The sequence below is a fragment of the Mesorhizobium sp. M0016 genome (genome assembly GCF_040324035.1).
Classification (GTDB): domain Bacteria; phylum Pseudomonadota; class Alphaproteobacteria; order Rhizobiales; family Rhizobiaceae; genus Mesorhizobium.
Window position 1 is genome coordinate 67,816 of sequence record NZ_JAMYVM010000003.1, and the last position, 21,365, is coordinate 89,180.

The following is a 21,365-nucleotide window of genomic DNA, read 5'->3' on the forward strand; positions in this document are numbered from 1 at the left end:
AGCGCCGGCCCCGAGGGCCCACGGGAAAAATCAGAGCGGATGGTCGGTGCGGTCAGCCGATACTGACGGCCGGCAGCGAGCCGGCGAGATGCCGCAAGGCGGCTTCGGCGGCAGCTTTGGTGATGGCGGAAACTGCCCTGCCCGTCAGCCGGTCGAACAGGATGACGGTGCCGTCTTCCGTGCGGATGCAGGAAAGGCCCTGCCCGCCGGAAACAGCCCTTGGCGCACCGGCGGCGCCATGGGCTGAAGAGGTGGCCGGAGCCGGGAGAGGAGCGGCTCCGGCCGTTCCGGTCGATCGGGGGGACGACGGTTCGACCGGATCCGGGGCAGAAGCCCCGGTTTGCGTCCGGACCGGGGAGGAGGACAGCCCGGACGATGGGAGAAAGCTGAGGATGTCTGCGGAAACGCTTGCGATTTGTTCGATCATGCGCTAAGCGTACGATATGTACGAAACGTACGCAAGCGAAATCGTACATATTGGACGATAAGTTTCAGGCAATTTGTACGATGCAGGAACCGAGGCACAGATTGCAGCAGGCACGGGCGGAGGCGGGTTATGCCTCGCCGAGCGACGCTGCGCGGGCATTGCGCGACATCAACAAGAACACGCTGATCAGTCACGAGAATGGCAACCGGCCGCTGTCGCGCAAGGCGGCGGAGAAATACGGCCGCTTGTTCGGCGTCGATCCCGGCTGGCTCTTGTTCAACGGCGACGGCGGCAGCCTTTCGGGTGGCCATTTCGGCTTTGACGAGTCGGGCCGGCAGATCCCGATGCCGTCGCTGGCCACCGTCGACGTGCCCATCGTCTCATGGATCAGCGCCGGCGAACTCGGCAGCCAGGACATGGTGGTCAATCTCAGCGACTATCCGACCATCCCCACCACCGATCTGGAGCAGGGCCAATGGATTGCGCTACGCGTCGACGGCCCGTCGATGAACAAGATCTCGCCACCGGATTCGATCATCTTCGTCAACCTCAGGGACAAGCGGCTGGTGACTAATGGCTGCTACGTCATTTCGGACGAATCCGGCCAGGCCACCTACAAGCGCTACCGCCCCAACGAGAACCCGCCCTTCCAGCCGGCCTCCTACATGGACATCCCGCCGCCGGCGCTCGAAGGCGCCATCACCATCATCGGCCGGGTGAAGCGCTCGATGATCGATATGTGAGGGAGAAGGCGGTGAGGCGCAATCTCCCCCCTCGAGGGGGAGATGGCCGGCAGGCCAGAGGGGGTCGCCGCGCGTAAGGCGCTGACGTCCTCTGTCCGCGATAGGAAGTCGCGTCAGGACGTACCCACCCCCTCTGTCGCCTTCGGCGACATCTCCCCCTTGAGGGGAGAGATTACGCGCCCAAAAACTCGTTCGTGAAATACGCTCCAAAATCCGGCTTCTCCTTCAGAACCTTGCCATCGCCATCGAGCAATATGCCGGCCCTGAAGAGGTAGGTTCCGATCGCCTCGATCTTGGCCCTGTCGATGGTGCCGATGACGCCGTCCTGGCTGCGCAAGAAGTGTCCGTCGACCAGCATTTTCAGCGAAGCGTGGATCAGCGCCGGGTCGGTCAGCGCATCCCTGTTGGAAGCGATCAGCAGATCGCCGGCTTCCTGCGGGTGATCGCAGGCAAATTGGTAGCCGCGCCGCGTTGCCTCGACGAAGGCCGATGCGGCCTTCGGGTTTGCCTGGAGATATGCATTGCTGGAGGCGATCAAGGTGGTGTGCTCGTCGGGGACGCCGTAGTCGGCGTAGCGGAAGCTGCGCTGCCTGACGCCTTTCAGCTCGGCAGCGACGCCTTCCCAGGTCGAGACCTCGAGCGTGAAGTCGACCGAGCCGTTGGCCAGCGCCTCATAGGCCGAGGTGCCTAATGTCACCGTCTCGAAAACGCCCTTGCCGCCATCGTGGCGGATGATGGTCGAGATCAGCGTGTTTTCCCAGGCGCTGCCGAAGCCGCCATAGGTCAGACCGTCGAGATTCCTGGGACTCTTGATCTCGCCGCGATCCGCGTTGAAGACCAACCGGCCGGTCTCCTGCTGGACCACGGCGTAGACCGCCTTGAGATCGGCGCCGGCAGCCCGCTGGGTAAACAGGCCGACGCCGGCAATGCCGAAATCGGCGATGCGGTTGGCGACCAGCGTGCCGGCGCCAGTATCGCCATAGGGCAGGATCTCAACGCCGAGCCCAGCCTCGCCGTAAAACCCTTTGTCGCGGGCAACGAACAGGCCGACATGGTTGGTGTTGACCGTCCAGTCGAGCGCGACGGTGATTTTTTGCGTAGCCGCATGAGCGCGCGAGGCCAGCGGCAATCCGGCGGCCAGCGTCAGCAGCAAAGCCTGCCGGCGTGTGAATTCGGTCATGAAAAACTCCTTTGAGCGGTCTGCGGAAACAAGCCCCGGTCAGTCCCGGGATTGAGCAGCGTGTCGAGGATGTCGGCTTCGAGCGCGGCGGCCTGGCGCGCGGCATCGCTGCCGGTGGTGCGCGGGCGCGGCAGCGGCACGGCAATCTCGCCGATGATGCGGGCCGGCCGCGCCGACATCAGATAGATTCGATCGGAGAGGTAGGCGGCTTCGCGCACGTCATGGGTGATCAGCAGCGCGGTCCAGCGGTGGCGCTGCCACATGCCTTCCAGCCAGCGCTGCACACCCGCGCGGGTCAGTGCATCCAGCGCGCCAAAGGGCTCGTCGAGCAGCAGCATGTCGCGCTGCTGCACCACGGTGCGCAAAAGCGCCGCGCGCTGGCGCATGCCGCCGGAAAGTTCCGCCGGCCAGGCGCGCTCAAAGCCGGCAAGGCCGAACTCGGCAAACAGCGGCGCGACGTGCTCGCGTGCCGCCTTGCGGCCAAGACCCTGAACTTCCAGCCCCAGCGTCACATTGTCGATGACGCGCCGCCACGGCATCAGCGCGTCGCGCTGCGGCATGAAGGCGAAGGGGCTGCCCTGCAATGGCGCGCCGTCGAAGCGCATGTCGCCCTCACCTTTCAGCGCGCCGGTCAGCAACTGGAACAGCGTCGACTTGCCGGCGCCGGAAGGGCCGAGGATGGAGACGAACTCGCCGGCCGCGACATGAAGCGAAATGCCGGCGAGCACCTCAAGCGCGCCGAAGTTCTTCCTGATGTCCCGGAGTTCGAGCCGCGTCATTGACGGTTCTCTTCTGCAGCTTCAACCTTGCCGTCGCGGCTTTCGCTCCCTGCATTCTCCCAAGGCATGGCGAAGCGCTGGACGAGCACGACAATGCCGAACAGGATCAGCGTGAGCGCGGCGCTGACGGCGACGGCAGCGAGCACCAGATCGGGCCGAAAGTTGTTCTTGGCATTGAGCATGTAGATGCCCAGCCCCTTCGCCGCCCCCGCATATTCGGCGAAGATCGCGCCGACCACGGCGTAGGTGACGGAGATGCGCAGCCCGGCGAAGAAATAGGGCAGCGCCGAAGGCAGGCGCGCCAGCCAGAAGATACGCCAGCGCCCTGCCCCCATGGCGGCGAGCATCTGCGAAATCTCCTTGCTGGTCGCAGCAAAACCTTCGACCAGCGCGACCATCATCGGGAAGAAGGTGACGAGCGCCACAAGCAGGATTTTTGGCATCAGCCCGAAGCCGAACCACAGCACGATGAGCGGCGCGATCGCGACCAGCGGCAAGGTCTGGCTGACGATCAGCAGCGGAAACAGCGCGCGGCGCAGCGGGGCCAAGAAATCGACCAGCGCCGAAAGCACGAAGGCAGCGACCAACGAGCAGGCGAAGCCGGCTGATGTGGCGCGGACGGTGGGCATGGTGTTGTCGGCGAGTGCGGCGCGATGCTCCCAGGCCTGCTGCAGCACGCGCGACGGCGGCGGCAGCATGATGGGGGCAGCGCCGCCATAGCGGGCGTAGAGCTCCCACGCCGCGAGGAGCAGGGCGGAGGCGCAGGCGGCGGGGATGGTCTTGGCGAGGGCTGCGGCTAATCTCCCCCCTCGAGGGGGAGATGTCGCCGAAGGCGACAGAGGGGGTCGTCTCGCATGGAGCGCCCACGCCTTGCCGATGCGAAAAGGACGTCGGCGCTCCACGCGCTGGGACCCCCTCTGGCCTGCCAGCCATCTCCCGCTCGAGGGGGGAGATTCGTGGGCATCGCGGTCTTCGCCAATCGCCAATGGCTCCCCTCCTCTTTGTGCTGAGGGGTCAGGGGCATCTCCTCCACGCAATGGGTCAGATAAACCAGCCACGGCAATATCCTCAAGGAACGACGCTTGAGCCGCGGCTCAGACGGCGCTCGGGCTGTTCGCCGAGATCGTGATGTCGAGGGTGACGTGGCCGGCGCCGGGGCCGAAGCGGCAGAAGGCCTCGTTGAGCGTGGCAAACACGGCACCGGCATCGCCGCGCAGTTTGGTGCAGAAGTTCTTTGAGCGCTCAAAGACGCCGGACTGTTTCAGGAAATCGATGCAGCCGTAGATCTGGTCCATATGATCGCCCGTGCCCATGACGTAGAGCGAGAACTGCGCCGCCACCGGCTGGCCGGTCGACGGCGTGGCCTGGACGGCGCGGATCGCGGCGATCTTGCGCTCGTCCAGCGAAATGGCGGGGCCGCCGGTCTCGTCGGAGCGGCAGATCGGATCGTCGGGCTCGCCCGGACAGCCGCGCGAGACCGCTGCCGAAAGCACGCAGTGCTTGCCGCTTCTGGCCGCCGCGACGAACAGGTCGCGCATGGCGGGAAACAGCACCTCGGGCGGCCCGACCATAAGCGTCGAGATGTCGTCGGTTTCGATCCGCAGCCGGTCGCGCCACGGATCGAGCGCGCCGAGCGCGCCAAGGATGACGCCGACGAAATCGCCGGTCATGGGATAAAGGGAAATCTGTGCGCCTGAAAACATCGCCCGCCTCGCTCCGCTGGTATTATCCAGATCAGCTTTAGGGTCCGAAGGCTTGCCGCCCTCATCTCAGCCCCGACCATACGGAGCACCCCTGTGGATGAGCGGGTTAAAGCATTGTTCGCGACATTGGGGAAGCCGTTTGTTGAAGGCACTGCGGCAACGTGTTTTGGGCCAGACGGGCCGGGCGCCCGGGCGTTCAGAGCGACTCGTCAGTTCGTTGCGTTATAAGGTTTCCACGAATTTCTTATAACTGCGTTGAAATTCAAGCTGATAAACGTAATTATAAGAAAACGGCAGAGACTCCGCGCAGCCCTTACGGTTTCTGGATCTCCTTATCCGCGACCCCATCCGGACTGCGCTCCTGCATCGCTCGGGCTTGCCTGTGCTGGTCCCCTCGCCCCAGCGCTACGCCATCCACAAGCTGATCGTCGCCTCGCGACTCGGGCCGAGCGCTGGGGCCAAGCGGGAGAAGGATCTCCATCAAGCGCGCCTGCTGACCCAAGCGCTCGAAGCCACGCGTCGCCAGGACGACCTTGCCTTCGCCTTCATGGAAGCGTGGGACAAGGGCGAAAACTGGCGCGAGACGATCCGGCGCGGCCTGAACCTGTTCGACGCCGACACGAGGGAAACAGTCAACACCATCCTGGGAAAAGCCCTCCGCGAGATTGGTGCGACTCCTGAAGGATTCACGATGCGTGATTAGCTGAAGCGTCCGCTGCTATATTCATTGCCATCGTCCCAATTGTACGAAATTGGCTTGACGCTGATTCGTACATAAAGTACGATATCTCTTTTTGCAGAGAGGAATGTCCTTGAGCACAGCGAACCATGTTGCCTTCGCCGATCTCTCTCGTCCTTTGCCGTCACCCCCGTCGTTGCCGCCGCCTTTGTTGCCCTTGTCATTCGATCAGTGCCAACGTCTCGCCGGGGCCTGGCGAATGGCCAGCCAGGACATTGCCGACGACATCCGCTTCATCCGCCAATATCTGAAAGTCGTTGCCGAGAAGGACGAGAGGCTGTCGACCGGCACCCTTGTTCACAGCCGCGCCTATGTCGAGGCCTGCGCCGGCTGGCTGCCACAGACTGTAACGCGCTATCTGCGCCACCTGCGCCAGATCACCGAATGCGAACTGGCTATGACAGCTGCCGGGATTCGCTTTGCGCTGTCGAGTTATGCCTGGGAGGCATGAGGGGCGGCTGTCGCCAAACACAAGGAATTGCGCTGCCCGTCGCAGGCGCAATTCGTCAGGTTGAGAGGCTCGGGCGCGCCTGAACGGCGGGCGCCAAGGATGGCCCGGCCAGCGAATTCCGGCCTTGCTTTATTTCGACTGGCCTTATTTCTGGCCTTATTTCGATTTGGCTTTGCCGGACTTTGCGGCGGCAGGCTTCGCGGCCTTTGGCTTGGCGGCTGCCTTGGCGGGCTTGGCGTCAGCTTTCTTCGCCGCCTTTTTGGGCTTGGCGACCGCGCCATCGACTTCAGCCGTGGCCTGCTCCCAGTGTGCCTGATGCGCGCCTTCAGGCCGGCCGGCCTTTTCCCAGATCTCGTGCGCGCGCTGACGAATGCGGTCCTGTTTGTCGTCCGTCACTTAAGCCTCCGTGGTTGGGTCCGGTCGGTTGGTCCAGATTCCACGAAAACATTAGCCGAAAATTCGGCCGGCGTCTTGAGTGACGAGACATCTCAGCGCGGGTCGGAAATCACCGCAACGCCGAGCAGCGCCGCCTTCTTGACGATCAGCCCCGCGAGGTCGGCATCCGAACGATCGGTGCCGGTGCGCTCCCGCAGGAGCGCGATCGCTTCCTTCATCGATAACAGCGCCGTGTTGCGCTCGGCCAGCAACTTGTCGCAACACGCCGCAACATTGGCGGAGTTCGGGGTCTCGACATGCGGCAACATGGCAATTCTCCTTCATCATGTTCATCATTCGGCCCTGCCGCCCTTTAGGAAGAACGACAGGGCCGTATCACCGATGAATGGTTATGTTGTCGAGCGTTACTCGACCACCTCGACAATCCTGCGCGTGCTGGGGTCGACCAACACGGTATGGTTGTCGACGACGGCGTATCTGTACTGAACGTCGGGAACCTCCTGCAGCTCGACAGTGTCAGGCAAGGCAGTGCCGACATTCAATTCGACGCCGAGCAGATTGACCGAGGCAAGCGGATGTTTCTTTACGTACTGGTGCACGACCGTGCGCTGTTCCGGGGTGATGATCACCTGCTGCTGTGCCGGCTGCGTGACGATGACCTCGTCGGCGGCGGCAATGCCGATACCAGCGATCATGGCGAGCCCGGCGACGGCGGGAATAAGGATGGTTTTCATCTTCGTCTCCTGTCGTTGTTGGCGAGCTCCGCCGTGTTCCCGCATGAGGCGAAAACAGCGCAGATCGAGGTGGCGGGCTCCTGGAGGCAAACGCAGCCGGTACGGTCTTGTTCCGCAAGCGGAGACTAAATTGATCGGCTTCCCGGTCATGCCAGCAGAACCCGCACCCGCAAGATTCGCATTGAAGCACAATCCCTCAGGAGACCTTCGACATGGATGATGCACGGCTCCAATTCCGGGCGATTGCGGCCGGCGCCGGCATTGATCCGGTGACCGCGTCGCCCGGCCAAGACGGGAACCGACCGCCTTCGTGCCACGCCGTGAAGTTTCAAGCAAAGGTCATTGCTTCGGCGGCTGCGCAGGCACCTCGCCAGGCTTGATCACCGGCGTCTTGCCCTGGTCCGGCGGCGGCTGCGTCATACCCTGGTCACCACTGGGCGGCGGCTGCAGCACGCCGCCGCAGGGACCGAGCGTGCTGGTCGATTCGCCACCGCCATTGGCGACCGGCGGCTTCTGACCATCGTCCTGAGGCTGCGCCTGGCAAGGCGCGGCACGGCCGTGCTGGTCGCCATTGTCCTGCGCAGCCGCCGGGTCGGCCAGCGCCAGGAGCAGCACGCATGGGATGAGGGGGAAAGTCTTCATGGTCCAGCTCCTCTGGATTCATCTCCTTGGCAAAGCAGACTAGTCCTTGGCAAAGCAGACTGGCGGCAATTGGTTCCACGGAGATGGAGTGGTTGCCGGAACCTGACAGCCGGGAAGTGAGTTCCACCTTCTCGACGCAAAGCCGCCCGGAGGAGGCAATCATGGAAGAACGAAACAGAAAACCCAATGACGAGGTCGAGGCGCCACCGAGCAAAAACGATGCCCGCGACAGGATCGCCAATGACGAGGTGGAAGCGCCGACGCCGCGCCGGCAGGATTGGGATGCGCTGCGTGGCGCAACGGTCCTGCCCGACGGAGCAGATGAGGAAAGCCTGCCGGACACCACCGGTGTCGAGAAGGAAGGCGAATTGCCCGAGGAGGATGACGACAACCCCTACCAGGACAGTGACGATGCCTTGCCCGACGACGCCGAGGAAGCCGCCATTGGTCACGACCTGGCGAGGCGCGGCGGCCCGTTCGACGAGGTGTAAGGCAGCGACCGCGGACTTTCGAGAGGTTTCCCGGGACGTCCACGCCGTCACCAGTTGGACCAAGGATGAGCTGAAGGCGATGCCGGAGCATCGCGATATTTCGAAGGATCCGGCTGGCCGGATCCTTCGTTTAAGGCGCCTTGGCGGTTTGGCTTAGCCCTTGTGGTCAAGGGCTGGACGGCAACAATCTCGGCACCTTCGACAGCCGAGAAGCAGCCGAGAAGCACAAGGCGAAGCCCAATATTCAAGCGCCGTCGAGGCCGCTCGCCTGAAATCTTCAAAGTGCGCAAGAAATCCCCGCCGCGGGCGGTGCAGACACGCTCCAGCATCGCAACGCTGCGAACCGGGCCATCGCCCGCCGGCACTTGAGTGCCGACGGGCTCTGACCTTCAGTTCGACCCGGGATCGCCGAGCGCCTCGGTGACGAAGGACGCCGCGATCAGGTCGTCGGCGTCGAGGCGTAGGGAGCCTTCGACACCCCCCATGATGGCCGCGACCTTCTGGAAGGTCTGCATCTCGTGTTCAGTAACGCTGGCGTCTCGCATCCTGGCTTTCAGATCGGCGATGCGTCGGCCCAGTGAGGCCGACGTTCCGATTTCTCTGTTCGACATGGTGGCCTGCTCCTCCCCCAACCCATGCTGTGGACGTACTCAAGTCTGCCTATATATAAGGCAGCGCGAATACAGTCGCCGCAACGCGCGATATCTGGGAAGGTTCCGGCGCCAAATAGTCACGAAATAATACGTGGTGGGACTCGGGTATGTTGAGCGCCGACGCGGCGATAGACACCGCAGCCAGCGGCTGCGGCCATCGGCCTGGCCAACCCGTGTCGCGGGTCGCGAATGCGGGTCGGACTTTGATCGCCGCGCGCGAACAGTCAGCGAGAGGCCGGAACCACGCCGGACACCGAGCGCGCCGTTTCGGGCGAAAACACCACGAAAGCAAAAACCAGAACGGCAGCGGCGACGATGAGCGAGCCGCCGGCGACGATCGGTTCAAGCGCCGGGTTTCCCTGCAGCATCACATACAGCGCCGGCAGCATGATCACCAGGCCGAGTGTGTAGAGCCCGTAGTGGATCATGGCGATGCGACGCGCCGCCTTTTGCGGATTGAGCGCGTAGTAGCCGCCGAAGATGGCGCTCGTCACCCAACCGAGCAGATTGATATGCGCGTGCGCCGGAAAAGCGGCGTGGTCACCCGAGATCGCCATCTGCAGGCCGGCCGCAATCCCCAACATCAGGAACAAGATGGCAGTTTTGAAAAAGAGTTCTGAAACCCTCGGCATGTCATTTCTCCCCCTATGCGGTCTGCGACCGCTTGCGACCTGGAGAATACACCCACGCGCAGAACTTTTCCACGCCCCGGTTATGGGGCCATGCCTGCACAGCTTTTTGCACGCTGTTCGACTTTTCTGGCTGCCACAACCCGGCGCCGCCGCGCTACGGCGTCAGCAAGATGTCGGCGCCCGCTCGCTCGTCGAACACCACCGCGCAGCCGCGCCCCAGCGCCACTGCCGACAGCGCGTTGGCCACCGTCTCGTCCGGCGATACGAAATCACCGGTCAGCACTCGCAACTCCTCCACCGCCCTGGCCATTGACACGCAGTGCCCGGCAACGCGATCGCTCGTGCAGGCGTCAATGACGCTGACGAGGTCGATCATCTCGAACTGGCCCATACCGGCCTCCACAAAAACAGCGTCCCGTCGCGGATATGAACGCCGAGGCGAGAGACAATGTTCCGCAGGTCCGATGCCCAGGCGGAGCACTCGACAGCCCGACCTGGAACGGGCCGGCCGGCGACAACCGCTTCGCTTGACAATAGGCCCTGTTTGTTCTCTATTTGTTCGGCAAAAACGCCTCTCACAACAGACGCGGCTAATGCTGCAACGCCGCAAAGGGAACGGTCGGGATGGAGCCCACCATCCTGCATGCGGATCTCGACGCCTTCTACGCCTCGGTCGAGCAGTTGCTCGACCCGGCGCTCAGGGGCAAGCCGATCGCCGTCGGCGGCGGCGTCGTGCTTGCCGCCTCCTACGAAGCCAGGGTTTTCGGCGTGCGCGGCGGCATGCCCGGACGAAGTGCGCGCGAGCTTTGCCCCGGACTGATTTTCGTCGGCGGCCATTTCGCCGACTATCAGCGGCTGGGCGACGCCGCCATCAAGGTGCTCGACGATTTCACGCCGCTGGTCGAGCGGATTTCCATCGATGAAGCCTTTGCCGACGTCGCCGGCTGCACGCATCTGTTCGGGCCGCCGGCCGAGATCGCCGCCACGGTGCGTCGGCGCGTCCGGGCAGAGCTCGGCCTGCCGATCTCGATCGGCGTGGCGCGCACCAAGCATCTGGCCAAGATCGCCTCGCAGGTGGCCAAGCCCGACGGGCTGGTGGTGGTCGATCCGGACACCGAACTTGCCTTCCTGCATGATCTGCCGGTCGGGCTGATGTGGGGCGTCGGCCCGGCGACCAGAGCGCGGCTGGCCGAGATCGGCATCGAGACCATCGGCCAGTTGGCAAAAACGCATAGCGGGGCGCTGCGAAGGTTGCTCGGGCCCGCCGCCGGCGAAAAGCTGGCGTCGCTGGCATGGAACCGCGACCCGCGAAAGCTCGAAACCCACAGGCCGTCGCATTCCGCCGGCGCGCAGTCGGCGCTTGGCAGACGGCCGGCCGAGGCGCGTATCTTCGGACCCGTCCTGCTGCATCTGGCAGACCGGGTCGCCAGCCGGCTCAGGGCGAAATCACGGCCCGGGCGCACGGTGACGGTGCGCGTGCGTTTCGCCGATCTGCACGCTGTCACACGCTCGCTGACGCTCGATCAGCCGATTTCGGCAACCGCGATGCTGGCCGAAATCGCCGGGGAGCTGGTGCGCGGCGTGCTGGCCGCCAACCCTCGGGAGAAGACCATCTCGCTGCTGGCGATCTCGGTGTCGCAGCTAGAAGAAAGTGCCGAGCTGCAGCTGGAGCTGCCGCTCGGGCTTGCCGATGAAAAGCAGCGGCCCGGCAGCAGGCAAGGCCTGGCGCGCTTTGGCACCGACCGCGCCATCGACAAGATCCGCCAGCGCTTTGGCAGAGAGGCTGTCGGCTATGGCGCCGTGGCGCTGGAAGCCCGGCGCTCGGTTCCCGATGCCTTCCGCGAACTGGCGGAGAAGGAACTGTGAGTGCGGCGCGACGGCAAGGCCAATGTTTAGGCTGGGCCAGTCCGCGCTGCATTGCCGCTCTGTTTGAGCAGGCCGACCAACCAGGCCAGACCCGCATCCATCAGCGCAACCTTCGGCACGATGCTGTTGATGTTGAAGTGGCCGAGCCGGATGGGCGCATCGACGCCGACGACACCGAAACGGCCGCCATACATGGCGAGGAACCGGCGCGGATAGGCCGATATCAGATCAGTCTGCGCAAGCACGGCCAGTCCGAACATGAAGTTGGGGACAGTCAGCGCGACGCGACGCGACGGGCCGCGTTCAGCCAGCACCCTGTCGACAAACCCGTTCGGATCGCCATTGCTCGAGACGACCATATGCTGCACGCTGCAATAGGCGTCGAGGCACGGATCGCCGGCGAAGCGGTGGCCGGCGCGCATGGCGACAACGAAATCCTCCTCATAGAGCTTGTCGACGGTGAAGCGTGCCGGCAGGCCGTCGAACGGAATCACCGCGACATCCATGGCGCGCGCTTCGAGTTCGGCGACACAGTCGCTCCAGGCAGTAGTGGGCGACGGTTCACCTTGGCGTGGCAGCAGTTGCCGGATGCCGATGTCGATGCCGGGGGCCAAAAGGCGGATCTGGTCGAGCAGCGGCGGCAGGAGCACGGACGACACCGCATCCGGCGCACCGATGGTGAAGCGGCGCGTCGAGCGGGCCGGATCGAACGGCTCGGCGCTGGCGATCACCCGGCGCACCCGCGCCAGGATCTCGGCCACCGGTTCGGCAAGCTCCGTTGCCCGGTCGGTGGGCACGACGCCGCGCGGCGTCTTCAGGAACAGCGGATCGCCAAGCAGCTTGCGCAGCCGGCCAAGGCCATGGCTGACCGCCGAGGCCGACAGGTTTAGCCGCTCCGCCGAGCGACCGACATGCCGCTCCTCCATGATGGCCTGGAACAAGACCAGCAAATTGAGATCGGCGCGCGCCAGGTCAATTTTGTTCAGCACATTCCTGAAATCATATCACTGGATTCAGCAGAGTAAAGTTGCGAATGCCTTCTTCGACGCGAAGACGGTGGTGCCGGTTTCGTCGGCACTCATTCAGAGAGGAGCAAATCCATGCCAAACTTTCCCAATTCGGTTCTGGTCACCGGCGCCTCCGGCGCCCAAGGGTCGGCCAATTGTCAGCGCTTGCCGCGCCGTCGGCGCCACGGTGCGTGTCCTGTTACGCAAGGGCTCGCCCGATCCGTTCGGCGATGGGGTCAGCATCGTGCGCGGTGATCTCGCCGACCCCGGCCGACTGGCCCTCGCCTGCCTCGGCGTCGATGCGGTGGCGCTGACCCTGCCCGTCGATGCAAGCCCTGAAGAGATTCTGCGCTACGGCCGCAACATTGCGGATGCGGCGCAGCAAGGCGGCGTCAAGCTTCTGGTGTTCAACACCAGCGGCCATGTGTCGGGCCATTCCGGCACGGCGGTGATGGACGCCAAGGCCGAACTCATCGACTACATCAAGACGTTCGGCCCGCCATCCATCGTCCTCAAGCCGACGCTGGCCATGAGCAATATCGCGGCGCCCTGGAGCGCGCCGGCGATCATGCATCAGGGCGTCCTCGCCTATCCGCTGCCGGCCAACTTCCAGACCTCCTGGATCTCCTGGCAGGATATGGCGGCCTACGTGGTCGAAGCGCTGCGGCATCCGGAGCTTGCCGGTGCCAGCTTAGACATTGGCGGGCCGCAGGCGCTGACCGGACCGGAGATGGCCGTCATCCTGTCAGGCATTGTCGGCAGCGAAGTCAGCTATTATCCGGTGCCGCTGGCGGACTTCGCCGCCGCGCTCGAAACCATGCTCGGCAAGGACGCCGCCGAACAGACTGCCGCCAGCTATGCCTGGATCCGCAGCCAGAAGCAGACCGTGCTTGCCGTCGATCTCGGCCAGACGACCCGTCTGCTGCCGGTGAAGCCGACCTCATTCGCCGAATGGGCAAGAGCGCTGGACTGGGCGGCACTGGCTGGCGATGCGAAGGCGGCCTGACAATGGACGCCATCGCAACCGTCGAACCGGGCGGCCTCGCCGCCCGGAAGAATGTGCCGGATGCCGCTGCCGCCGTGGTCGGCTTCTGGTGGCAGGCAGGACCTGCCGCGTGGTTCGCCAAGGATGCGGCCTTCGACCGCGAGTTTCGCGATCGCTTCCTGCGGCTGCATGAGGCCGCAGCGCGCGGCGACTGCGATGGCTGGATGGCGACGCCCTACGGGGCTCTGGCGCTGCTCCTGCTGCTCGACCAGTTCCCGCGCAACGCCTTTCGCGACACGCCGCGCATGTATGCCAGCGACGGGAAGGCCCGCGCGATCGCTACTGAGGCGATCGATGCCGGGTTCCAGCGGATGGTCGATCCCTCGCTGCGGCTGTTCTTCGGGCTGCCCTTCGCGCATTCCGAAGCGATTGCCGACCAGGACCGCTCGGTGGCGCTATCGCGCGACATCGGCCCGTCCGACCTGAAGCGGGCCGAACATCATCGCGACATCATCCGCCGTTTCGGACGTTTTCCGCACCGCAACCCGATCCTCGGCCGCGCCATGCACGCCCAAGAACAACGCTTTCTCGATGAAGGTGGATTTGCGGGTTAGAGCATGATTCCAAAAAGCGGGTCTGGTTCTTGGAGAGGATCCTGCTCCAACAAAGGGTTAGATCATGATGAGATTGCAACCAAATCTCATCATGATCTAGTGCATCGGGACCAAGAAAACCCGGGACGGGACGACGGCGCCGCGAAGGTTGACAGTGCCGATCCGTCTGGCATTATCGCGTAAGCTTGGAGGATTCACTATGAAGAAAACCTATTCGAAGCCTGTTCTGGTCAAAAAAGGCAAGCTTTCGCAGGTTACGGCGCTCGCCAATGGAGCGGGTTCCGGCCCGATCGAGTGAAGTCGTTGAGTCGGACTGTCGCCTGATCTGGCGGCCTCGCCTGACACTGGAGATGCGGCATGAAGAAGACCTATTCGAAGCCGGTGCTGGTCAAGAAGGGCAAGCTCTCGCAGGTTACAGCCGACAATGGTAACGGCTCCGGGCCGGTCGCCGTCTAGCAGCCGATTATCCGACGCCTCGTGCCGTCTGGCCGGGAACGGGGCTTTGGGTGCCCGACGTGGAGAGTGGAAATGAAGAAAACCTATCTGAAACCGGTGCTGGTCAAAAAAGGCAAGCTCTCGCAGGTCACCGCGAACGGTGCTTCCAATCCGCGATAAACCCTTTCACCCCGATTAATCGCGACACGCTTCAGCGCACAACCATCAGATCGTCGAGCACGAGCTGCCAATAGTGGCTCGTGGAGAGGCGCACGCGCGTCACTGCCGCCAGCATCGGCGCATAGTGGACGGGCGCCAGTGCCGACAGGACGATCGTGTCGCTGGCGATCAGCCGGTCGCCAAGCCAGCTCTCGACCAGTGCGGTTTCGCCTTCGGACTTCAACCATGCCGCTGTCAGCATCACGGAATGGAACCCGAACGGTTTGTCGCTCGAGAATTCGGCCGGGTGTCCGCTGCTCGTATAGCAGACATGGTCTCCCGAGATATTGCCGTTGACGTAGCCTTCGCTGCCTTCGGTATGATCGCGCGCCAGTGCGTTCAGGTTGAACCAGGTCAACCCGGCATAACCGGACGGCACCTTGCGCAGGCCGCGCGTCGTGACATCGTCGAAACCGATGGCCTGCAAGGACGCGGCGCTGTCGACAGCCGCGTTCTCGGGCGACAGCAGGCCGAGCTCGGTCGGGTAGGCCGACAAGGCCAGTCGTCGTTCCATGCCATCGCCGGTGACTTCGATCGCGTCGGCGTCATCGGGCAGATCGAGACGGAAGCCAGCCCCAGCACTTAGCGGATGCACTGCCACCTCTTGCCCTTTCGCCATCACCGAGATGCTCGCCGAAGCACCGTCCGCTACGCGGCCGCTGAGCCGGCGTATCGCAAACAGGCCGACCGGCTGCAGCATTGCTTCCGAGGCCAGCCCGGTGGGCGAGCCCGGCAGCGGCCGGAGGTGCTGCGACTGGACCTCGTTGGCGCTGCTGGAGCGCCAGCCGGGCGGAACCGACACGGTGAAGCGGTAGCTGCCCGGCACATGGATGGGCGCGGCCCGACGTTTCGCCGACGCCAGGAAATTGGCAAAGCCGCCGCGGTTGCTCCGCGCCGCGGCGACGAAGCGGCCGTCGCCATCATGCAGTCTGACCATGATGCCGGCCATCGGGCGGTCGCCGAGCCCGTAGCGGCCGTCGCGATCGGCATCGAAATAGACAAAGGACGAATGATTGAGCTTGCCGTGGTTGCCCGACCAGTCCCGGCGCACGGCGTAGTCGTTGGCCGGATCTTCACGAAGCCGGGCTCTGAGACGAGACCGCGCCAGCCGCCAGGCGAGAGCCGCAACGACAGCGGCGAACCCGACAAGGAGTATTGCCTTGATCACGGACGGCTCAAGCAATGCTGTCGGCCCTGCTCATCTGGATCTCCTGCACATACATCGATCCATATATCGATGCTGCAGGCGCTTGAGCAACCGGACACGGGACCGGCGGACCACGGCATCGGCGTCACATACCCATTTCAGGCACCTATTCCGGCGATGGCACCGGCGGCTTCGTGGTCAGCGCGGCGCCGAAGGCGGCGACGACCACGGCGGCGATGCCCGCGCATTGCAGCGGGCTCAGGGTCTCGTGCAGGAACAGGAAGCCGGCCAGCGCGCCCAGCGCCGGCTCCAGACAAGTCAGCGTGCCGTAGAGCCTGGCCGGCATCCGGGTCAGCGCCACCATCTCCAGCCAGAACGGCAAGGCGCTGGAGAACAGCCCGACCAGCAGCGCGCTGACCAGGATCGCGGGTGCGATCAGGCCGGTACCCGCCTCGGCTAGGCCGAACGGCAGGGCGAGAGCAGCGGCAATGACCAGCCCGTAAGCCGTGGTCTGGCTGCCAAGCTCGGCGCCGGCCTTTTGCGCAAAGACGATGTAGAGCGCCCAGCAGCCGCCGGCGGCCAGCGCCAGCATCACGCCGATCGGGTCGAGTGCACTGCCGGAGTGGATGAAGGGCGACAACAGCAATATGCCGGCAACGGCCAGCACCACCCAGACGAAGTCGGTGGCGCGCCGCGACGACAGCGTCGCCACGAGCAGCGGGCCGCAGAATTCGAGCGCCACCGCGACGCCGAGCGGAATTCTGGCGAGCGCTGCATAAAACAGCAGGTTCAGCGCCGCGAGGTTGACGCCGTAGGCGATGAGCCAGGGCAGCACGGCGCGCGACGGCCGCACCCGCCACGGCCTCAGCACCGCCGCCAGCATCAGCGCCCCCACGACCAGCCGCAGCGCCGTGGTGCCGTTGGCGCCAATCAGTGGAAACAGGCCCTTGGCGAAGGTGGCGCCGATCTGGATCGACACCATGGCGCCAAGCAACGCGCCGATCGGCAAGCCCTTCGCTTCAGCTGCGGCAATCGGCGTCGACGTCAATTCCAGTCCCTCCCCGCGCGACCAGCCGGCCGTAGCGCAGGCCGGAGATAGGGATAAAGGGCCTGGCTGTCGTGTGGCACGAGCGGGCTGTTGATAGGGCAAGGGTGGGAGGCGAACGCCGACGCATTTCCTCTCCCCGTCGATCAGGGGAGAGGTGTCGAGCGTAGCTCGACGGAGTGGGGGTCGACCGTTCATCCGCCTGATTGCCTGCTTGCAGGCGTTTCGCCCCTCGCTCCGTCGCTCCTGTTTTGCGGCGACCGTGGGTTTCATGAGCGCCTTCCCCCACTCCGTCGCCGCTTCGCGGCGCCACCTCTCCCCCTCGGAGGGAGAGGAAAAGAGGCTAGCTCGCCAGCCCATACACCAGGCTCACACGTCCATCCGAAAGCGCCTCGGCCTTGCGCAGTTCCAGTCCGTGCCGGGCGTGCACCGTGCCGAACAGCGCCTTGCCGTCGCCGGCGAGCAGCGGATAGACGATGAGCCGCATTTCATCCACTAGCCCCGCCTCGATCAGGCTGGCGGTGATGCGGGCGCCGCCCATGAGATAGATGTTCTTGCCGGGCTCGCGCTTCAGCGCCGCGACGTCGTCGAGGCTGCGCAGGAAGCGCGTCGAGGCCCAGGCGGCCGAAGTCATGGTGTTCGACAGCACATAGTGCGGGGTTTTCGCGGCAAAGCGCGCCCATTCGAGTTCGGCCGGGTCGACCAGTCTGCCGGTCATCGGCAATGGCTGGTCCGGCTCGTTCTCAAGGATCGCGCTCCAGTAGCGCTCATAGCCGGCATACATGACGCCGCCGAGCAGGCAGGCGTCGATCTCAGGCATCAGGCTGTATTCCTCCGACCAGTTGTCGACCCAGTCGGCGAAGCCTTCGGGGCCTTCCATCTTGCCGTCGATGGAGATCTTCATTCCGGTGATCAATTTACGCATGACTTCCTCCTTCGGGCTTGCGGGATGCAAGCACGTTGCCTGGTTTCACTTCCGATGACGCGCCGCGGTGTCTGGCGAAGGCGCGTGTTTCGCCGGCCCTTGCGCCGGCATCCGATGCAAGGGATCGATGGGGCCCGGTCGGACCGGGCGACGCGTCAGGTCAGGGTCAGGCCGGCAGGCGCCGGTCGTATTCCGCCACGATACGGCTAAAGCTGTCCCAGAACGGTTCGGGCTTCTCGGCCGCCACGCGGGCAACCAGGAGGTCGAGATGCACGTGCCAGCCGGCGGCATGCATCATCAGGCTCGAGCGGTCCGGCAGGCGGCGGTGGACCAGGGTGAGCAAGACGTCGTCGCCGCGCTGCGCCAATTCGAAGGTGACATTGCCGCTGCCGTTCCAGGTGATGGTGAGCTTGCGCGGCGGATCGCACTCGACGATCTGGTTGTGCATCCGCTGCTCGCCGCCACCGAAGCTGGCCGGCCTGTCGCCGGGCGGGTCGGTCAGTTCGTCGTTGCGCCAGACCAGTTCGAAGGAAGAGCCTTCCTCCATCTCCATGTCGCCGGCCGCCAGCCATTTGCGGCGCAGATCGCTCTGCGTCAGATATTCCCAGACGCGCTCCCTGGTTCCGGGCAAGAGCCGTTCGATCCTCAACGTGGCCGGCTGGATCAGCTGGGCGTAGCCGTCGAAGCTGTTCATCTGATTCATCGGTCGTCTCCCTTGGAAGGTGTTGGCCTGGGTGATTCCGGCTTGGATGGTTCTGGATTTGCCGGTGCCGGCATTGTCTGCGTTGTCGACGTTTTGCGCCCCGCCTCCTCGCGCAAAAGCTGTTCGAGGACATCGAGGCGGCTGTTCCAGAAACGCGCGTATTGGCCGAGCCACTGATAGGCGGTGGCCAGCGGGCGTGCCTCGAGGCGGCAGACATGGGTGCGGCCGCGCACTTCACGCCGGATCAGCCCGGCATGCTCCAGCGCCTTGATGTGCTTGGAGGCGGCGGCCAGCGACATGGCAAAGGGCTGTGCCAACTCGCTCACCGTACGCTCGCCGCCGGCGAGGTGGTTAAGCATGTTCCGGCGCGTGGCGTCGCCAAGGGCGTGAAAAACCTGGTCCATCTGGGGCGTCTCTAATTCAACCATGTAGTTGAATATAGAGGCGAGATTTTAGATAGTCAACTAGTTGGTTGAATGTTTTTTGGCGAGAGGAGCTGGCCCCCTACCTCCCCCTTGTGGGGAGGTCGGACCGCAGGTCCGGGCGGGGGTGCTTGGCGCAGGCGAGCGCGAGGAGCGCAATCTCCCCCCTCGTGGGGGAGATGTCCGGCAGGACAGAGGGGGGCGCGAAGGATCGCTACGTCTCAGCGAATCCAGATCTTCGGCAAAGCCGTTGCTACATGTAATTGACAGGCCAGCGGGACAGCGCCCCCCTCTGGCCTGCCGGCCATCTCCCCCACAAGGGGGGAGATCAGCAGCTTCAATCTCACCCCGCCATGGCCAGCGGCACCGCGCTCTTGTTGGGGATCTGGATGTCGATCTCCAGCGTCGACATGGTCTCGCCGCGGTCCATCGAAACTTGCAGATAATCCTGGTCGATCTGCACGTGCTTGGCGATCACCGCCATGATCTCCTCGCGCAGGATGGAGACGAGATCGGGCTGGCTGCGGTTGCGGCGCTCATAGGCAAGCAGCACTTGCAGCCGTTCGCGCGCCACCGGCGCGCTGGTGCGCCGCTTGAAGATGTCGAGCAGGTTCATGCCGCCCTCCTTCCCAAAAGACGATCGAGGAAGCCCTTGCGCTCGAAGGGCACGATGACCGGCAGCTGTTCGCCCTCGAGGCGCTTGGCGGCGTCGATGTAAGCCTTGGCGGCGGCATTGAGCGGCTCCGACAGCGTCACCGGCGAACCGAGGTTGGAGGCGCGCAGCACATCCTGGCTTTCGGGAATGATGCCGAGCAGCGGCACCGACAGGATCTCCAGCACATCGTCGATCGACAGCATTTCGCCCCGCGCGGCGCGTCCCGCATCATAGCGCGTGACCAGCACATGCTTGGCGATCTGCTCGCCCTCCTCGGCCCGCAAGGTGCGGGAATCGAGCAGGCCGATGATGCGGTCGGAATCGCGCACCGACGACACTTCCGGATTGGTGACGATGACCGCCTCGTCGGCAAAGCGCATGGCGAGCTGCGCGCCGCGCTCGATGCCGGCCGGGCTGTCGCAGAAGACATAGTCGAACACCGAGCGCAGCTTGCCGATGACCTCGGCCACGCCCTCCTCGGTCAGCGCATCCTTGTCGCGCGTCTGCGAGGCCGGCAGCAGGAACAAGGTCTCGACCCGCTTGTCGCGGATCAGCGCCTGCGACAGCTTTGCCGAGCCTTGGATGACGTTGACGAGGTCGAACACCACGCGCCGTTCGGCGCCCATGATCAAATCGAGGTTGCGCAGGCCGACATCGAAATCCACCAGCGCCACCTTCTTGCCGGTCTTGGCGACCGCCGCCCCCAGAGCCGCGGTAGAGGTCGTCTTGCCGACGCCCCCCTTGCCCGAGGTGACCACCACTACCTTGCCCATCAATAAAGCCTCCGTTGTTGTTCGTTATGTCGTTGTCGGGCGAGACGCATTAGCTGAAAGGGGCGATGCGCAGCATGCCGTTGTCGAGAAATGCCTGCACAGGCTTGCCCCGGACTGACGGGTCCATCTCCTCGGCCGTGCAATACCAGCCATCCACCGAGAGAAGTTCGGCTTCGTTCCTGCGGCAGAAGACACGCGCCGCCGTGTTGCCTTGAGCGCCTGCCGAAGCGCGGCCGCGCAGCGTGCCATAGACGTGGATCGAGCCGGTGGCGACGATCTCGGAGCCGGAGGCGACGGAGCCCAGCACGATGACGTCGCCATGCGGATGGAAGATCAGCTGGCCCGAACGGATCGGCGAGCGGATCATCAACGTGCCGGCGTCCGGGGCCTTGGTGTCTCGAGGCTGCGTCTTGGCATCGCTCGCCGGTTTCAGATCGCCCGTCTTCAAATCGCCCGCCTTCAAATCGCCGGCCTCTGCCTTGATGTCACCGGCCGCCTTCGTATCGCCTGCCGGCGTGGCGTCCTCCGCCCTGCCCGCCTTGCGGCTGGGCTGCAGCAGCCCGTCGGTGGTCGCCTCCTTGGCGCCAACCAGCACCGGCGGCAGGTGCGCGCCAAGCTCAGTGCCGCCGTCGAGCTCGATGGCATAGATGCGAATGCCGCGCTGGCCGAGTAGATCGACCAGCGCTTCGATGGCCACGACATCGGGCTTGAGCACGTTCAGATCGAGCACCACCGGGCGCCCGGCAAAATAGCCCGGCGAATTGCCGACCCAGCGATCGAGGCTCTCCAGCCAAACATCCAAAGGCGCCTCCGGCGTCAGCGTGAACGCGACGAAGGAGCGGGCGCGAAAGCGAATGGATTTGGCCTCGAGGGGAGCGGCAAAGGTCACGGCGGGCGATTCCTTACTGAGAGGTAAACGCTAGCGGTGGTATGGTTAACGAAAGGTTAATGAAGGGGTCTGAAATGGGCAGAAGGTGAAAACCGACGTGGGATTGGCGC

At 64.5% G+C, this 21,365-nt stretch carries 29 protein-coding genes, 1 pseudogene and 1 riboswitch; of the genes and pseudogenes, 9 read left to right on the plus strand and 21 right to left on the minus strand.

Going from position 1 to position 21,365, the window contains the following annotated elements; all coding sequences use genetic code 11:
* Positions 1 to 52 precede the first annotated feature (52 nt).
* Complete coding sequence (locus tag NKJ88_RS05315; protein ID WP_023831085.1) at positions 53 to 427, minus strand: hypothetical protein; 375 nt, start codon at positions 425 to 427, stop codon at positions 53 to 55.
* 80 nt (positions 428 to 507) lie between these two features.
* Here NKJ88_RS05315 and NKJ88_RS05320 point away from each other — a divergent pair, with 80 nt between their 5' ends.
* A complete protein-coding gene (locus NKJ88_RS05320) occupies positions 508 to 1,170 on the plus strand; it encodes a LexA family transcriptional regulator (RefSeq protein ID WP_023689008.1) in 663 nt (220 codons plus the stop codon).
* Positions 1,171 to 1,342: 172 nt separating this feature from the next.
* Here NKJ88_RS05320 and NKJ88_RS05325 read toward each other — a convergent pair whose 3' ends face one another.
* The 4 genes from NKJ88_RS05325 to NKJ88_RS05340 all read right to left on the minus strand — a co-directional run bounded on the left by NKJ88_RS05325 (position 1,343) and on the right by NKJ88_RS05340 (position 4,832).
* The gene (locus NKJ88_RS05325) at positions 1,343 to 2,350 is read right to left on the minus strand and encodes an ABC transporter substrate-binding protein (RefSeq protein ID WP_352443669.1); all 1,008 of its coding nucleotides are present in this window, start codon (positions 2,348 to 2,350) and stop codon (positions 1,343 to 1,345) included.
* Positions 2,347 to 3,129 carry an ABC transporter ATP-binding protein gene (locus NKJ88_RS05330; RefSeq protein ID WP_352443670.1) on the minus strand — a complete coding sequence of 261 codons (783 nt, stop codon included), beginning with the start codon at positions 3,127 to 3,129 and terminating at the stop codon, positions 2,347 to 2,349. Before NKJ88_RS05330 ends, NKJ88_RS05325 begins: the two co-directional genes overlap by 4 nt.
* A complete protein-coding gene (locus tag NKJ88_RS05335) occupies positions 3,126 to 3,968 on the minus strand; it encodes an ABC transporter permease (RefSeq protein ID WP_352443861.1) in 843 nt (280 codons plus the stop codon). The genes NKJ88_RS05330 and NKJ88_RS05335 overlap by 4 nt, the downstream gene beginning before the upstream one ends.
* 255 nt (positions 3,969 to 4,223) lie before the next feature.
* Positions 4,224 to 4,832, minus strand: coding sequence for a YkoF family thiamine/hydroxymethylpyrimidine-binding protein (locus tag NKJ88_RS05340; protein ID WP_352443671.1), 609 nt, complete (start codon positions 4,830 to 4,832; stop codon positions 4,224 to 4,226).
* Positions 4,823 to 4,935, minus strand: a riboswitch (TPP riboswitch). (Overlaps the previous gene by 10 nt.)
* A 210-nt stretch (positions 4,936 to 5,145) precedes the next feature.
* On the opposite strand from NKJ88_RS05340, the pseudogene NKJ88_RS05345 reads away from it, so the two are divergent.
* Both NKJ88_RS05345 and NKJ88_RS05350 read left to right on the plus strand, forming a co-directional pair.
* Positions 5,146 to 5,535 (plus strand): annotated as a pseudogene (locus tag NKJ88_RS05345) (GSU2403 family nucleotidyltransferase fold protein); the annotation flags it as partial.
* A gap of 235 nt (positions 5,536 to 5,770) precedes the next feature.
* The gene (locus tag NKJ88_RS05350) at positions 5,771 to 6,022 is read left to right on the plus strand and encodes a hypothetical protein (RefSeq protein WP_023684826.1); all 252 of its coding nucleotides are present in this window, start codon (positions 5,771 to 5,773) and stop codon (positions 6,020 to 6,022) included.
* Between the two features lie 156 nt (positions 6,023 to 6,178).
* Here NKJ88_RS05350 and NKJ88_RS05355 read toward each other — a convergent pair whose 3' ends face one another.
* From NKJ88_RS05355 to NKJ88_RS05370, 4 genes are all read right to left on the minus strand, one after another.
* Positions 6,179 to 6,418, minus strand: a complete 240-nt coding sequence (locus NKJ88_RS05355) for a DUF2934 domain-containing protein (protein ID WP_352443672.1) — start codon at positions 6,416 to 6,418, stop codon at positions 6,179 to 6,181.
* 92 nt (positions 6,419 to 6,510) lie between these two features.
* A complete protein-coding gene (locus tag NKJ88_RS05360; RefSeq protein ID WP_023670360.1) occupies positions 6,511 to 6,726 on the minus strand; it encodes a hypothetical protein in 216 nt (71 codons plus the stop codon).
* Between the two features lie 96 nt (positions 6,727 to 6,822).
* Positions 6,823 to 7,152 carry a DUF1236 domain-containing protein gene (locus NKJ88_RS05365; RefSeq protein ID WP_023670359.1) on the minus strand — a complete coding sequence of 110 codons (330 nt, stop codon included), beginning with the start codon at positions 7,150 to 7,152 and terminating at the stop codon, positions 6,823 to 6,825.
* A 339-nt stretch (positions 7,153 to 7,491) separates the two neighbouring features.
* Positions 7,492 to 7,794 (minus strand): hypothetical protein, encoded by a 303-nt coding sequence (locus tag NKJ88_RS05370; RefSeq protein WP_023693864.1) that lies wholly within the window; start codon positions 7,792 to 7,794, stop codon positions 7,492 to 7,494.
* A 161-nt stretch (positions 7,795 to 7,955) separates the two neighbouring features.
* Here NKJ88_RS05370 and NKJ88_RS05375 point away from each other — a divergent pair, with 161 nt between their 5' ends.
* Positions 7,956 to 8,285, plus strand: coding sequence for a hypothetical protein (locus tag NKJ88_RS05375; RefSeq protein ID WP_023805607.1), 330 nt, complete (start codon positions 7,956 to 7,958; stop codon positions 8,283 to 8,285).
* 389 nt (positions 8,286 to 8,674) lie between these two features.
* On the opposite strand, the gene NKJ88_RS05380 is transcribed toward NKJ88_RS05375, so the two are convergent.
* From NKJ88_RS05380 to NKJ88_RS05390, 3 genes are all read right to left on the minus strand, one after another.
* Positions 8,675 to 8,896 carry a hypothetical protein gene (locus NKJ88_RS05380; protein WP_023670355.1) on the minus strand — a complete coding sequence of 74 codons (222 nt, stop codon included), beginning with the start codon at positions 8,894 to 8,896 and terminating at the stop codon, positions 8,675 to 8,677.
* A 266-nt stretch (positions 8,897 to 9,162) separates the two neighbouring features.
* A complete protein-coding gene (locus tag NKJ88_RS05385; RefSeq protein WP_023684822.1) occupies positions 9,163 to 9,570 on the minus strand; it encodes a heme-copper oxidase family protein in 408 nt (135 codons plus the stop codon).
* Between the two features lie 154 nt (positions 9,571 to 9,724).
* A complete protein-coding gene (locus tag NKJ88_RS05390) occupies positions 9,725 to 9,961 on the minus strand; it encodes a hypothetical protein (protein ID WP_023670353.1) in 237 nt (78 codons plus the stop codon).
* A 233-nt stretch (positions 9,962 to 10,194) separates the two neighbouring features.
* Here NKJ88_RS05390 and dinB point away from each other — a divergent pair, with 233 nt between their 5' ends.
* A complete protein-coding gene (dinB, locus tag NKJ88_RS05395) occupies positions 10,195 to 11,436 on the plus strand; it encodes a DNA polymerase IV (RefSeq protein ID WP_352443673.1) in 1,242 nt (413 codons plus the stop codon).
* Between the two features lie 26 nt (positions 11,437 to 11,462).
* On the opposite strand, the gene NKJ88_RS05400 is transcribed toward dinB, so the two are convergent.
* Entirely contained in the window at positions 11,463 to 12,425 is a 963-nt protein-coding gene (locus NKJ88_RS05400) for a LysR family transcriptional regulator (RefSeq protein ID WP_352443674.1), read from the minus strand.
* Between the two features lie 205 nt (positions 12,426 to 12,630).
* Here NKJ88_RS05400 and NKJ88_RS05405 point away from each other — a divergent pair, with 205 nt between their 5' ends.
* The 4 genes from NKJ88_RS05405 (at position 12,631) to NKJ88_RS05420 (ending at position 14,498) form a co-directional block, all read left to right on the plus strand.
* Complete coding sequence (locus NKJ88_RS05405) at positions 12,631 to 13,449, plus strand: SDR family oxidoreductase (protein WP_352443675.1); 819 nt, start codon at positions 12,631 to 12,633, stop codon at positions 13,447 to 13,449.
* Between the two features lie 2 nt (positions 13,450 to 13,451).
* Positions 13,452 to 14,042 (plus strand): DUF924 family protein, encoded by a 591-nt coding sequence (locus tag NKJ88_RS05410; RefSeq protein ID WP_352443676.1) that lies wholly within the window; start codon positions 13,452 to 13,454, stop codon positions 14,040 to 14,042.
* Positions 14,043 to 14,241: 199 nt separating this feature from the next.
* A complete protein-coding gene (locus NKJ88_RS05415; protein WP_023670351.1) occupies positions 14,242 to 14,340 on the plus strand; it encodes a hypothetical protein in 99 nt (32 codons plus the stop codon).
* Positions 14,341 to 14,399: 59 nt separating this feature from the next.
* Positions 14,400 to 14,498, plus strand: coding sequence for a hypothetical protein (locus NKJ88_RS05420; RefSeq protein WP_023684816.1), 99 nt, complete (start codon positions 14,400 to 14,402; stop codon positions 14,496 to 14,498).
* Positions 14,499 to 14,688: 190 nt separating this feature from the next.
* On the opposite strand, the gene NKJ88_RS05425 is transcribed toward NKJ88_RS05420, so the two are convergent.
* From NKJ88_RS05425 to minC, 8 genes are all read right to left on the minus strand, one after another.
* Positions 14,689 to 15,864, minus strand: coding sequence for a hypothetical protein (locus NKJ88_RS05425; protein ID WP_352443677.1), 1,176 nt, complete (start codon positions 15,862 to 15,864; stop codon positions 14,689 to 14,691).
* Between the two features lie 145 nt (positions 15,865 to 16,009).
* The gene (locus NKJ88_RS05430; RefSeq protein ID WP_033000723.1) at positions 16,010 to 16,891 is read right to left on the minus strand and encodes an EamA family transporter; all 882 of its coding nucleotides are present in this window, start codon (positions 16,889 to 16,891) and stop codon (positions 16,010 to 16,012) included.
* A gap of 340 nt (positions 16,892 to 17,231) precedes the next feature.
* On the minus strand, positions 17,232 to 17,813 hold the full coding sequence (locus NKJ88_RS05435; protein ID WP_031199569.1) for a dihydrofolate reductase family protein: 582 nt from the start codon (positions 17,811 to 17,813) through the stop codon (positions 17,232 to 17,234).
* A gap of 166 nt (positions 17,814 to 17,979) precedes the next feature.
* Entirely contained in the window at positions 17,980 to 18,516 is a 537-nt protein-coding gene (locus NKJ88_RS05440; RefSeq protein ID WP_023824426.1) for an SRPBCC family protein, read from the minus strand.
* Complete coding sequence (locus NKJ88_RS05445) at positions 18,513 to 18,944, minus strand: ArsR/SmtB family transcription factor (RefSeq protein WP_023743859.1); 432 nt, start codon at positions 18,942 to 18,944, stop codon at positions 18,513 to 18,515. Before NKJ88_RS05445 ends, NKJ88_RS05440 begins: the two co-directional genes overlap by 4 nt.
* Positions 18,945 to 19,281: 337 nt before the next feature.
* On the minus strand, positions 19,282 to 19,554 hold the full coding sequence (gene minE / locus NKJ88_RS05450; protein ID WP_023684809.1) for a cell division topological specificity factor MinE: 273 nt from the start codon (positions 19,552 to 19,554) through the stop codon (positions 19,282 to 19,284).
* Positions 19,551 to 20,366: a septum site-determining protein MinD gene (minD, locus tag NKJ88_RS05455; RefSeq protein ID WP_023670342.1), complete on the minus strand. Its 816-nt coding sequence runs from the start codon at positions 20,364 to 20,366 to the stop codon at positions 19,551 to 19,553. The genes minE and minD overlap by 4 nt, the downstream gene beginning before the upstream one ends.
* A gap of 49 nt (positions 20,367 to 20,415) precedes the next feature.
* The gene (gene minC, locus NKJ88_RS05460) at positions 20,416 to 21,255 is read right to left on the minus strand and encodes a septum site-determining protein MinC (protein WP_352443678.1); all 840 of its coding nucleotides are present in this window, start codon (positions 21,253 to 21,255) and stop codon (positions 20,416 to 20,418) included.
* Positions 21,256 to 21,365: the final 110 nt, after the last annotated feature.

Coding starts and splice junctions, on each gene's coding strand:
- NKJ88_RS05325 (WP_352443669.1), bottom strand. CDS start 2,350: ATGACCGAATTCACACGCCGGCAGGCTTTGCTGCTGACGCTGGCCGCC.
- NKJ88_RS05420 (WP_023684816.1), top strand. CDS start 14,400: ATGAAGAAGACCTATTCGAAGCCGGTGCTGGTCAAGAAGGGCAAGCTC.
- NKJ88_RS05415 (WP_023670351.1), top strand. CDS start 14,242: ATGAAGAAAACCTATTCGAAGCCTGTTCTGGTCAAAAAAGGCAAGCTT.
- NKJ88_RS05350 (WP_023684826.1), top strand. CDS start 5,771: ATGGCCAGCCAGGACATTGCCGACGACATCCGCTTCATCCGCCAATAT.
- NKJ88_RS05380 (WP_023670355.1), bottom strand. CDS start 8,896: ATGTCGAACAGAGAAATCGGAACGTCGGCCTCACTGGGCCGACGCATC.
- NKJ88_RS05340 (WP_352443671.1), bottom strand. CDS start 4,832: ATGTTTTCAGGCGCACAGATTTCCCTTTATCCCATGACCGGCGATTTC.
- NKJ88_RS05410 (WP_352443676.1), top strand. CDS start 13,452: ATGGACGCCATCGCAACCGTCGAACCGGGCGGCCTCGCCGCCCGGAAG.
- NKJ88_RS05320 (WP_023689008.1), top strand. CDS start 508: ATGCAGGAACCGAGGCACAGATTGCAGCAGGCACGGGCGGAGGCGGGT.
- minE (WP_023684809.1), bottom strand. CDS start 19,554: ATGAACCTGCTCGACATCTTCAAGCGGCGCACCAGCGCGCCGGTGGCG.
- NKJ88_RS05370 (WP_023693864.1), bottom strand. CDS start 7,794: ATGAAGACTTTCCCCCTCATCCCATGCGTGCTGCTCCTGGCGCTGGCC.
- NKJ88_RS05440 (WP_023824426.1), bottom strand. CDS start 18,516: ATGAATCAGATGAACAGCTTCGACGGCTACGCCCAGCTGATCCAGCCG.
- NKJ88_RS05360 (WP_023670360.1), bottom strand. CDS start 6,726: ATGTTGCCGCATGTCGAGACCCCGAACTCCGCCAATGTTGCGGCGTGT.
- NKJ88_RS05365 (WP_023670359.1), bottom strand. CDS start 7,152: ATGAAAACCATCCTTATTCCCGCCGTCGCCGGGCTCGCCATGATCGCT.
- NKJ88_RS05315 (WP_023831085.1), bottom strand. CDS start 427: ATGATCGAACAAATCGCAAGCGTTTCCGCAGACATCCTCAGCTTTCTC.
- NKJ88_RS05390 (WP_023670353.1), bottom strand. CDS start 9,961: ATGGGCCAGTTCGAGATGATCGACCTCGTCAGCGTCATTGACGCCTGC.
- NKJ88_RS05385 (WP_023684822.1), bottom strand. CDS start 9,570: ATGCCGAGGGTTTCAGAACTCTTTTTCAAAACTGCCATCTTGTTCCTG.
- NKJ88_RS05375 (WP_023805607.1), top strand. CDS start 7,956: ATGGAAGAACGAAACAGAAAACCCAATGACGAGGTCGAGGCGCCACCG.
- dinB (WP_352443673.1), top strand. CDS start 10,195: ATGGAGCCCACCATCCTGCATGCGGATCTCGACGCCTTCTACGCCTCG.
- NKJ88_RS05445 (WP_023743859.1), bottom strand. CDS start 18,944: ATGGTTGAATTAGAGACGCCCCAGATGGACCAGGTTTTTCACGCCCTT.
- NKJ88_RS05435 (WP_031199569.1), bottom strand. CDS start 17,813: ATGCGTAAATTGATCACCGGAATGAAGATCTCCATCGACGGCAAGATG.
- NKJ88_RS05330 (WP_352443670.1), bottom strand. CDS start 3,129: ATGACGCGGCTCGAACTCCGGGACATCAGGAAGAACTTCGGCGCGCTT.
- minD (WP_023670342.1), bottom strand. CDS start 20,366: ATGGGCAAGGTAGTGGTGGTCACCTCGGGCAAGGGGGGCGTCGGCAAG.